Genomic DNA, 10,639 nt, shown 5'->3' on the forward strand with positions numbered 1-10,639 from the left:
AGAAATCTCCGTGGGCACAGCGGGTGCAGCCCCAGTTCGGTTGATGATCCAGGCAGCAGGCAAGATGAGCGGCCTTCCAGACTTCCGCCAGAAGCGGGCACCCTGGAAGGCCGCTGGTTTCCGAGTGCGCTGGCGGAGGGAAGAAAGCAAACCTCGCCTCCCTGCCTACGGGGGTCAGTCTGTGTAGGCCCCCACCGCCGCGCTGCTCACCAGCTTGGCGTATTTGGCCAGCACGCCGCGCTTGTAGCGGGGTTCCGGGGCCACCCAGGCGGCGCGGCGCCGCTCCAGTTCGGCGGCGTCCACCTGCAGGTTCAGCACCCGGGTCTCGGCGTTGAGCTCAATCGTGTCGCCTTCCTGCACCAGCGCAATGGGGCCACCCACGTAGGCTTCGGGCGCCACATGCCCCACCACCAGCCCAAAGGTGCCGCCCGAGAACCGCCCGTCGGTGATCAGGCCCACGCTGTCGCCCAGCCCCTTGCCAATGATCGCGGAGGTGGGGGAGAGCATCTCGCGCATGCCGGGGCCGCCCTTGGGGCCCTCGTAGCGGATCACCAGCACGTCGCCGGCCCGGATCTGATCGGCCATGATCGCGTGCATGGCCTCTTCTTCAGAGTCGAACACACGCGCAGGCCCGGTAATCTTGATGCTTTTCAGGCCGCTGATTTTCGCCACGCTGCCTTCAGGCGCGAGGTTGCCGCGCAGAACGGCGAGGTGGCCCTCGGTGTACACGGGCTGATCAAAGGGCAGAATCACGTCCTGGCCCGCGTCCGGGGCGTCCGGTTCGTCGGCCAGATTCTGGGCCACCGTCTGGCCCGTGACCGTCAGGCAGTCGCCGTGCAGCAGCCCGGCCTTGAGCAGCATTTTCATCACGCGGGGAATGCCGCCCACCACATGCAGGTCGGTGGCCACGTAGCGCCCACTGGGCTTCAGGTCGCAGAATACCGGGGTCCGCTCCCGGATCCGTTCAAAGTCGTCTAGGGTCAGGTCCACGTCGCAGGCGTGGGCAATGGCCATCAGGTGCAGCACGGCGTTGGTGGACCCGCCCACGGCCATGATGACGGTGATGGCGTTTTCAAAGGCCTCTTTGGTCAGAATGTCGCGCGGGCGGATGTCCTGTTCAATCAGGCGCAGCAGGGCGCGGGCGCTGTCGGCGCTGGAGACGGCCTTTTCGGCGTCCACGGCGCTCATGGTGCTGGAAAAGGGCAGGCTCATCCCCATCGCCTCAAAGGCGCTGCTCATGGTGTTGGCGGTGTACATGCCCCCGCAGCTGCCGTTGCCCGGACAGGCGCGCTTTTCGATCTCGGTGAATTCCTCGCGGCTGATCTTGCCGGCCCCATAAGCGCCCACCGCCTCGAACACGCTGACAATCGTGAGGTCCTGCCCGTTATAGTGCCCCGGCTTGATGGTGCCGCCGTACACGAAGATGGCCGGAATATTCAGCCGCGCCATGCCGATCATGGCCCCGGGCATGTTCTTGTCGCAGCCGCCCACCACGATCAGGCCGTCGTGCGACATACCCCGGCTGGCCGTCTCGATGGAATCCGCGATCACCTCGCGGCTCACCAGGCTGCACTTCATGCCCTCGGTGCCCATCGAAATGCCGTCACTGACCGTGATGGTGCCGTAAATCTGCGGCATGCCGCCGCCCTCGCGGATCGCCCCGGTGATGTGATCGGCCAGTTCGCCCAGTCCGTTGTTGCACGGCGTGATGTTGCTCTGCGCGTGCGCCACGCCGATGATGGGTTTCTCGAAGTCCCCGTCCTCAAAGCCCACGGCGCGCAGCATGGCGCGGTTGGGCGCCCGTTCATCGCCCTGCGTGACATGGTGGCTGTTCCAGTTCAGTCTGTGCTTGCGGGCGGTGTCCGTCATGCCCCAAGGTAGCGGCACGGGGGCACATACAGCGGGGAGAAGCACAGACAGGGGCCTGCCCGCCGCCCTGATCTCCCTGTGACAGAGGCGCCCAAAAATGCTGCCGTGAACACAATTCTGCTCTCTGCCGCGCTTGCGGGTGTGGCCCTGACCCTGGCGGCCTGTGCCCAGGCGCCTGCCGCGCAAGAAGTGCCGCCCGCCTTGAGTGCCCAGGGCCGCGCGCCGGCTGGACCAGTCAATGTTCCCGCGCGTTTTGAAACAGCGGGCGTGACTGACCCCGCTGACTCCGACGATCCGGCCATCTGGATTCACCCGCGCGACCCGCGCCAGAGCATGGTGATCGGCACCCGTAAGGAAGCAGGCCTGACCGTGTTCGATCTGCAGGGGCGCACCCTGCAGGACCTTGCGCCCGCCAGTGTCCGCTACAACAACGTGGACGTGGTGTACGGATTCATGCTGGCGGGAAAGCGCGTGGATCTGGCCGTCGCCAGTGACCGCAAGAACGACCGGCTGGCCGTTTACGCCATCAACCCGCTCACGCGCCAGCTGAGCGATGTCACCAGCGCAAGGATGCCGCTGGTCTTCACGCCCGCCGGGCAGGTCTCGGACGGCGCCAATACAGCCTACGGCCTGGCCACGTACCGCACAAAGAGCGGTCGGCACCGCGTATTTGTGAGCCAGCGCCAGAATCCGCGCGTGGCTGAGTGGGAACTGATGGCCGATGCGGGGCGCGTCTCGGCGCGGCCGGTGCGTACCATCACGCTGCCCGCCGGAACGGTGGAAGATCCGCAGGTGGAAGGCATGGTCGTGGACGCCGAGCACGGCGTGGTGTACCTGGGCCAAGAGCAGGTGGGGATCTGGGCCGCGCCCTTAAGTGGCCGGGGCACCCCCCGGCTGATTGAGCGCGTGCGCCCGGCAGGTTCACGCCTGAGCGCCGATGTAGAGGGCCTGACCCTCTACGACGCCGGGGACGGTGAAGGTTACCTGCTGGCCAGCAGCCAGGGCGACAACACCTTCGCGGTGTTTGACCGCGAAGACCATGATTATCTGGGCGCCTTCCGGGTGATCGGAGGCGCCATTGACGGTGCAGAAGAAAGTGACGGCGCCATGGTGGCCAATGTGAATTTCGGACCCCTGTTCCCGAAGGGCCTGCTGGTGGTGCAAGACGGCTTCAATGACGGCGTGGAGGACCACACCAATTTCAAGCTGGTGGCCTGGCAGGACGTGGCCCGGCCCCTTGATCTCGAGGATGAACCCGAAGACGACTGATCATCCGCAGAGAGACAGCCGGCGAACACGGTGTCTTGACGCCTCTCCCCTGCGGGGGACTAGCGGAGCGCCGCCGCCGAGGGGGATCACGGCCTTGGCGGCTCAGACGATGCTTTCGCAACCGCCACCTTGCTAGACCTGAAATCTGTCCGTGCCATTGCGGGGACGAGGTTCTGGGCAGTGGGCTTGAACAGCGCCGCAGGCGAGGAACATCCAGCTCTGTCCTGCAAGGTACGGCCATGAAGTTTGTCCGTCTCAGCCCATACCGGTACGACCTTCAGGCCGTACGCTGACCCCATGACGGTGCATCTGGTCTTCGTGTACAACGCCGATGGTGGCTTGCTGAACGGCCTGAAGGACCTGTGGCACAAAACCGTCTCACCGCACACCTACGATTGCCAGCTGTGCGCCGTGACCTACGGACCGCTGGGCATGCGGCGCGAGTGGCGAACCTTCCTGCAGGGCCTGAACGCCCAGGTCACCTTTCTGCACCGCGATGAGGTGCGGGCCCAGTTTGGCCTGTCGGACCTGCCCCTGCCCGCAGCGTTTGTGGCGCAGGGCGGCCAGTTGCGCTCCTGGCTGACCGCCGAGGACCTGCGCGCCACGCCCACGCTGGACGACCTGATGGCCCTGGTGCAGCGGCGCTGGCCCCAGGCCCTGGCGCTGGCCGCCGCGTAAGTGCAGGCCAAAGGTGGTCTCTTTGACAAATCGCTGCCCTTCTATTATGCTGTAGGCGTAATTGAGTGTTGTGTTACCCTTGACTCCGCGTCCACCTGCACAGGAGGTCCGTTCTATGTCCTTTCCCCTTTACCGCCACGGCGATGTGCTGCTTCAGGCCACCTCGGCGCCGGCCACGCCCCTGCACCGCCAACCGCACCTGACGCTCGCCCACGGCGAGGTCACCGGCCACCGCCACCAGATTCGCGATCAGCACGCGGCGGTGCTGTACAGCGTGACGCCCACGCCGACCCCCGGCCGCGATCAGTTTCTGCACGTCACCGCGCCGCAGGCCACGCTGACCCACGAGGAACACGCGCCCATTCGTCTGCCGGCCGGCTGGTACCGGGTGTGGCAACAGCGCGAGTACACCCCCGGCGCCGTGCGCGTGGTGCTGGATTAATGATCCGCTTTCAGAGCGGCGGGCGCACCTTCCGCCGCCCGGCCGCCCAAACCCCTGACGCCGCACCGGCTGTGCCCCAGGCCCGGGTGCCTGCGCGCCCCGTCACGGCCGCCCCGGTGACCCTCAGCCCCGAGGACGCGCGCGCTCGCCTGCGCCGGGGCGAAGTGTTCGCGGCGCTGGTGGTTACCGGGCCGCTCAACCTCTCGGGCAGCCGCTGGCTGCGCACCCTGCCGGACTGGCTGCGCTGCACGGCGCTGACGGTGGACGACTGCCCCCACCTCAGCGCCCTGCCCGCCGATCTGCACGCCGACCGCGTGAGTGCCCGCCGCTGCCCCGAGCTGCATGACCTCGAAGGGCGACTGTCCATCCGCGAGGGCCTGAACCTCTCGGGCAGCGGCCTGCGGCGCATTCAGGCCGACCTGCACGCCACCCGGCTGATCCTGGCCGACTGCCGCGACCTGGCGGCCATCGGCGGCGCCGTCAGCGTGGCACACCTGGACGTGCGGCGCTGCGCCGCGCTGACCACGCTGGAGCCCAGCCTGCACGTCACCCAGACCATTGACGTGGCCGACAGTGGCCTGCGCGGCCTGCCCGGCCATCTGCGCGCGGGCCTGCGCTGGAACGGAGTGCCCGTGGATGCCCGCGTGGCCTTTCACCCTGAGGACCTGACGGGCCGCGACATCATGGCTGTGCGTAACGTGCAGCGGCGCCGGGTGCTGCTGGAGCGCATGGGCATTGACCGCTTTCTGGAGGACGTGGGCGGGCTGGTGCTGGACCGCGACCGCGACGCCGGGGGTGAACGCCGCCTGATCCGCGTGCCCTTTGACGACGACGAGGATCTGGTGGCGGTGCTGGTGCAGTGCCCCTCCACGGGCGGACGCTACGCCCTGCGCGTGCCGCCCCACCTGCGCACCTGCCGCGAGGCGGTGGCCTGGACCGCTGGTCTGGCCGTGCAGGAATACCACCCCACCCAGGAAGCCTGAGCCAGCCCGTTCCTGTTCCCTCACTTTCAAGGAGTCCACATGACCCCCACCCTCAGCGCCCACGCCAGCTTTGGCCCCTCGCAACTGCTGGCGCAGCACGCCACCCCCGCCGACCTGCTGGTGCGCTTCCGCCTGCCCGGCAGCGGCGCCCGCCGCCCGGTGAACCTGGCCCTGGCCATTGATGTCAGCGGCAGCATGGCCGGCTCGCCCCTGAAACACGCCATCCGCGCCGCGCAGGCCGTGGTGGACAGCCTGGACGCGCAGGACCTGCTGAGCGTGGTGCTCTACGACGATTCGGTGACCACCCTGATCGCCCCCACGGCCGTCACGGACCGCGCGGCGCTGAAAGACCGCATTGGCAGCATCCGTGCGGGCGGCCTCACCAACCTGTCGGGCGGCTGGCTGAAGGCCATTGAGCACGTGCAGGCCGGCGCTTCGGGGGAACGGGTCAGCCGCGTGCTGGTGCTCACCGACGGGCAGGCGAACGTGGGCATCACCAAGGACGACGTGCTGATCAAGACCGCCGGGCAGAAGGCCGAGGCCGGTGTGAGTACCACCACGCTGGGTTTCGGGTCGTCCTTTAACGAAGACCTGCTGATGGGCATGGCGCGCGCGGCGGGCGGGAATTTCTATTTCATTCAGTCTACCGACGACGCCCGTGACGTGTTCAGCTTCGAGCTGCAGACCATGAAGGCCGTGGTGGCCCAGAACCTCACGGTGATCCTCGCTCCGGCGCCCGGCGTGACGGTGGCGGACATCCTGAGCCTGCACCGCCCCGGCCCCCACCCGCTGACCCTGGACCTGGGCGACGTGTACGAGGACGAGGACAAGCTGCTGGGTCTGCGCCTGAACCTTCCCGCCCAGCCTGCCGGCCTCCACGAGCTGCTGACCGTGACCTACAGCGCCGACACCGTGCACGACGGCGCCATCGCCCGCCTGGAAGGCACCTTGCCGGTGCAGGCCACCTTTGGCCCGCTGGACGCCAACGTGACCAGCGACATTGAGGTGACGCTGGACCTCGCCCGGTTGCAGATTGCGCGCGCCAAGGAAGAAGCCGTGACCCTGGCCGACCAGGGGCAGCACGCCCAGGGCGAGGCGCTGCTGCGGCGCGTGGTGGCCGAGCTGACGGATGCCGGCCTGCACGAGCATTTCGAGATTGCCGAGGAAATCGAGCAACTGGAGCACTACGCCGGGCGCATTGCCGCGCAGACTCTGGTGGGTGACAGCCGCAAGGAACTGATGGATCAGGCCTTCCAGGGCCGCGCCCGCACCCGCGCCGACATGACCGGCCGTGGGGTCACGGTGGACACCGCCGTGCTGGCACTGCCGGTGGTGGCTGAGCCTGGGAGCGGTGTAGAACTGCAGTGCGTGCGCGAGGGCGGCAAGCTGCGGGTGCGGGTGGTCTCGGCAGGCTACGACCAGGGGCTGAACGTGCAGTTTCCCCGCGCCCTGCGCGCCGAGGGGGCCGGGTACGTGGTGGACGGCCTGGAGCCCAGCGCCGACGGGAGCTTCTACCGCGTGACCGGCGAGATTCGCCGCCTGCTGCGCGCTGGGGAAAGCGACCCGCTGCAGCACCTGAGCGTGGGGGGCCGGGGCGCGCCCCGCGCCGCCAGCCGCCCCGGCGTGACCAAGGCCGCGCGCACCGCCGCTGACCTGGACACCACCGACAGCAGCGCGGGCGGCATTCTGGTGCAATGCGTCAAGGAAGGCAGCAAGCTGCGCGCCCGCGTGGTGCAGGACGGCTTTGAGCCCGACTGGAACATGCGCTTTCCCCGCTCTATCCGCGAGGAAGGCACCCTGTACGTGGTGGATGAGGTGAACACCGCCCCGGACGGCAAGAGCTACATCGCCAGCGGTGAAATCCGCCGCCTCGTGCAGCCGGTGTAAAGAGAAGGGGAGAGGCGAGTGGCCTGAACGCACCATGTCCAGGCCACTCGCCTTTCTTCATGACGGAGCTTCAGCGCGCCCCAGCCGCCCTGCCTTAGCCGAGATTCAGGCCCACATCGAACGTGGCCGCATAGCCCCCCACCGGGTCGCCCTTCACGCTCAGCAGCAGCTGTGAGCCGCCGTTGCGGTAAATCGCGTCCTGGGCATTGGGGGTGTCGGCCTTGCCCTTCTGGCTGTAGGGCGCGCGGGCGAACACGGCCGCATTCACGCTTTCGGGGAAAAACAGCTGCGAGGTGAATTCGCCCGTGGCCTGCCCGGCCGCATTCAGGGGCCGCAGCTTGAAGTGAATGTGCACCGCGCGCCCCGGGTACCAGCCCGGGTAAACCGTGGTGAAGCTGGCCCGGCCCTGGGCATTCGTCACCTGCGAGCCGCGCAGAACGTCGCCGCTGTTCCCCGCCACCCCGGAGTAGGTGCCCAGGGCGTCGCAGTGCCACACGTCAACCAGCACGCCCGCGCGGGGGGTGCAGCCGCCTGCCGCCACGCGCGAGGTCACGAATTCCAGCTTCAGCGGCACCCCGGTGCTCAGCCGGCCCGTCTGGCTGTCCTTGCGAATGTCGCTGCGCCGGGGCTCCCCGTCCACGAAGTAGGGGCCCTCCGTCATGGCGGGGCGCACCACGCAGCCGGGCAGCCGCGTGGCGCTGCTGCCGGCTGAGGGCGCGCCCCGCTGGGCCAGCACGCCGCCTGCGGTCAGGGCCGCCGCGCCGCCCCCCAGGCCCAGCAGCCGCAGGGCGTGGCGGCGGCTCAGGAGCGTGCCGATCATCTCGTCGTCATGGTCCTCGTCCGGGGGCAGGTGAAGGGGGGCTGGGTGCGGGCTGTGCGGGTCATTCATGGCAGGCACCTCCAGGTGACAGGTCATAGGATGCGCGGCGCTGGTTAAGGGGGCGTTGATGAGGGCCCTTACATGGCAGCAGCGGCCCCACCACACCTGGCTGGGGCCGCTGCGTGCCTGGGCTTTACTTCACCGTCACGCGGTCAGGGAAGGCCTCGGTGGAGATCTTGGTCACCTGGGCGTCCAGGTACTTCTGGGCGGCCTCGCGGGCCAGTTGCTCGCGGATCAGGGGCGCGGCTTCGGCCAGGGGCACCAGCCCGGCGGCGTTGCGCTTGGTCACCACCAGCACGTGCCAGCCAAACTGCGACTGCACCGTCTGCACCTGGTTCACGGGGCCAGTGAAGCTGGCCTTGTCGAAGGTTTCGACCATCTCGCCCTGCCCGAAGCAGCCCAGGTCACCGCCCTGCGCCGCGCTGCCGGGGTCCTGGCTCTTGTCGGCGGCAATCTTGGCAAAGTCGCCACCCGCCGCCAGCTCCTTCCCGATGGCCTGGGCTTCGGCCTGGGTGGGCACCAAGATGTGTTTCACGCAGGCTTCGGCTTCGCGGGTAAAGCGGGGCTTGTTGAGGTTGTAGTAGCCGGTGACCACCGCGTCTCCGAAGGCAAAGCGCTTCTGAACGCTCTGCAGATACGCCCCCACGATGCCCTGGCGCTCCAGTTCGGCGCGCAGGTCGTCGGCGCTGGCGTAGCCCGTGGCTTCCAGGGCCTCGGCGAAGTCGGCGTCGGACTGGAAGTCGGCGCGGGCTTCCTGCATCTGCTCGTCCAGGGTGGCGGCGTCCACCTTGTTGCCGGCGGCGCGGGCCAGCTGGTACACAGCGCGGTCACGCACGTACTGCTTCAGGTAGTCGGCGCGGGCCCCGGCGAATTCGGCCAAGTAGCTGTTCTCGAAGGGAATGCCCTGGGCATTCACCACCCGCGCGGCGGCCAGCCGGAAGGCGCGGTCAAAGTCGGCCAGGGTGATGGTCTCGGTGCCCACGCGCGCCACCACGGTGCTGGGGTCGGCGGCGGGCGCAGCGGGGGCCGCCGCAGGGGTGGCCGGGGCGGTGGGGGTGGCGGGCGCAGTCTGGGCCAGGGCGGCGCCGGACAGCAGCGCCAGCGTGAGCAGCACTTGTTTCATCCCTGCACTCTAGCGTCCCGCCGCGCCCCCACCATGATGGGCGCGTGATGACGGCTTGGGGCGCGCGCCCCCTGCTGCTACAATCCCCCGCGTGCGCCTGAGCCTGCAAGAAACCACCGATCCGCGCGTGTACGACGACGCCGTGCGGTCATTGCCCATCACCAGTGCCCTGCAGGGCTGGGGCTACGGCGAGGCGCGGCGCACCCTGGGCCAGACCCCCGCGCGCTATCTGATCACGGCGGATGGCCGCACCGTGGGCGCCCTGCAGCTGATCCGCAAGCGCCTCGTGCCCGGCTTTTCCACGCTGTACGCGCCGCGCGGCCCGGCCCTGGAAAGCCTGGACCTGCTGCCCGCCGTGGCCGACGCCGTGAAAAAGGTGGCCCGCCCCGGCGACGCCCTGCTGAAAATCGAGCCGCCCGTGCCCTTTCTGGCCGACGACTCCGTGATCTTGCCCGAAAGCTACGGTTCCTTTCGCCGCGCCGAAAGTGAGCAACCTGAACACACCATCGTGGCCGACCTGACCCGCAGCGAGGACGAGCTGTTTACTGGCCTGCACTCCATGGCCCGGCGCAACGTGCGCACCGCCCAGAAGATGGGCGTGGTGGCTGGCCGCGACGACGATTTTGATGCCTTCTGGGAAATCTTTACCGCCACCAACGAGCGCGCCCAGCTGGGGGCGTTTCCCCGCGCCTACTACGAAACCATGCTGCGCGAGGGGGGCGCCTACGGCGGAGAAGCGTACATCGTGCTGTCGCGCGTGGAGGGTCGCGCGCTGGCCGGGGGCTTTTTCCTGGCGATGGGCAAGGGTACCTATTACCTGTTCGGCGGCAGCATCCGCGATGACCGCACCAATGCCGACGGCAGCCCGCTCAAAGACGCCAAGGCCCCCGACGCCTTTTACTGGAACGCCATGCTGGACGCCAAGCGCCGGGGCTACGAACTGTTCGACTTCTGGGGCATTCCGCGCCAGCTGGACGAGGCCAAGCATTCGTTTGGCGTGTTCAAGATGAAGCTGAAGTTCTCCGAGCAGCGCGTGTGGTACCCCGCCTACGACCTGAACCTGAACCCGGCTGCGCCCGCCATTGTCAAGGCGCTGCGCTGGCGCAAAACCCAGAACAACCTGCGCAAGCGCGGCAGCGCCGACGACGTGCTTTAAGCGCAGGCCTGCGCCACCTTTTGGTGGACGGCGCAGGTGATCCTGGGGGCGAAGACTGCCCGTATGTTCTACCTGGGCCTGCTGATGCTGGTGGTGGCCGCGCAACTGGTGCTGGGGCCAGTCATGACGCTCCTGATTCGCCGGGCAACCCGGGGGCGACGCGGCGCCGAAACGGTGGGCTGTTTTGCCCTGCTGTTGCCGTTGCTTTGTGGCATGGCCTGATACGAAAAAGAAGTAAAGATTGGACATTACGCATTGGGAAGCCAGTGGAAGTACGTCGTGCGCGAAACCAGAGCTTCTTGGGTCATCAGCCAAGCACATCGCTCGTCAACGGCCGCGAGCAACTCAGCTC

At 68.2% G+C, this 10,639-nt stretch carries 10 protein-coding genes; 7 read left to right on the plus strand and 3 right to left on the minus strand.

Translation table 11 applies throughout. From position 1 onward, the window contains the following. Positions 1-174: 174 nt before the first annotated feature. Positions 175-1,869 carry a dihydroxy-acid dehydratase gene (gene ilvD / locus KMW22_RS12820; RefSeq protein ID WP_221090434.1) on the minus strand — a complete coding sequence of 565 codons (1,695 nt, stop codon included), beginning with the start codon at positions 1,867-1,869 and terminating at the stop codon, positions 175-177. A 105-nt stretch (positions 1,870-1,974) separates the two neighbouring features. Between ilvD and KMW22_RS12825 the strand changes: the two genes are divergently transcribed. The 5 genes from KMW22_RS12825 to KMW22_RS12845 all read left to right on the plus strand — a co-directional run bounded on the left by KMW22_RS12825 (position 1,975) and on the right by KMW22_RS12845 (position 7,128). Then, positions 1,975-3,138, plus strand: a complete 1,164-nt coding sequence (locus KMW22_RS12825; protein ID WP_328774692.1) for a phytase — start codon at positions 1,975-1,977, stop codon at positions 3,136-3,138. Positions 3,139-3,435: 297 nt separating this feature from the next. Further along, positions 3,436-3,816, plus strand: a complete 381-nt coding sequence (locus KMW22_RS12830; RefSeq protein ID WP_221090435.1) for a hypothetical protein — start codon at positions 3,436-3,438, stop codon at positions 3,814-3,816. Between the two features lie 115 nt (positions 3,817-3,931). Beyond that, positions 3,932-4,258 (plus strand): hypothetical protein, encoded by a 327-nt coding sequence (locus tag KMW22_RS12835; protein WP_221090436.1) that lies wholly within the window; start codon positions 3,932-3,934, stop codon positions 4,256-4,258. Next, on the plus strand, positions 4,258-5,241 hold the full coding sequence (locus KMW22_RS12840; RefSeq protein WP_221090437.1) for a DUF6745 domain-containing protein: 984 nt from the start codon (positions 4,258-4,260) through the stop codon (positions 5,239-5,241). The genes KMW22_RS12835 and KMW22_RS12840 overlap by 1 nt, the downstream gene beginning before the upstream one ends. A 39-nt stretch (positions 5,242-5,280) precedes the next feature. Beyond that, positions 5,281-7,128: a vWA domain-containing protein gene (locus KMW22_RS12845; protein ID WP_221090438.1), complete on the plus strand. Its 1,848-nt coding sequence runs from the start codon at positions 5,281-5,283 to the stop codon at positions 7,126-7,128. Positions 7,129-7,222: 94 nt separating this feature from the next. On the opposite strand, the gene KMW22_RS12850 is transcribed toward KMW22_RS12845, so the two are convergent. Continuing rightward, entirely contained in the window at positions 7,223-8,017 is a 795-nt protein-coding gene (locus KMW22_RS12850) for an intradiol ring-cleavage dioxygenase (protein WP_221090439.1), read from the minus strand. A gap of 124 nt (positions 8,018-8,141) precedes the next feature. Continuing rightward, positions 8,142-9,131, minus strand: coding sequence for a peptidylprolyl isomerase (locus KMW22_RS12855; RefSeq protein WP_221090440.1), 990 nt, complete (start codon positions 9,129-9,131; stop codon positions 8,142-8,144). A 91-nt stretch (positions 9,132-9,222) separates the two neighbouring features. Here KMW22_RS12855 and KMW22_RS12860 point away from each other — a divergent pair, with 91 nt between their 5' ends. Together KMW22_RS12860 and KMW22_RS12865 are read left to right on the plus strand one after the other, a co-directional pair. Next, positions 9,223-10,287 (plus strand): lipid II:glycine glycyltransferase FemX, encoded by a 1,065-nt coding sequence (locus KMW22_RS12860; RefSeq protein WP_221090441.1) that lies wholly within the window; start codon positions 9,223-9,225, stop codon positions 10,285-10,287. Between the two features lie 63 nt (positions 10,288-10,350). Further along, positions 10,351-10,509, plus strand: coding sequence for a hypothetical protein (locus KMW22_RS12865; RefSeq protein WP_221090442.1), 159 nt, complete (start codon positions 10,351-10,353; stop codon positions 10,507-10,509). The last annotated feature ends 130 nt before the right edge of the window (positions 10,510-10,639 follow it).

It is taken from the genome of Deinococcus aquaedulcis (assembly GCF_019693445.1).
GTDB lineage: Bacteria > Deinococcota > Deinococci > Deinococcales > Deinococcaceae > Deinococcus > Deinococcus aquaedulcis.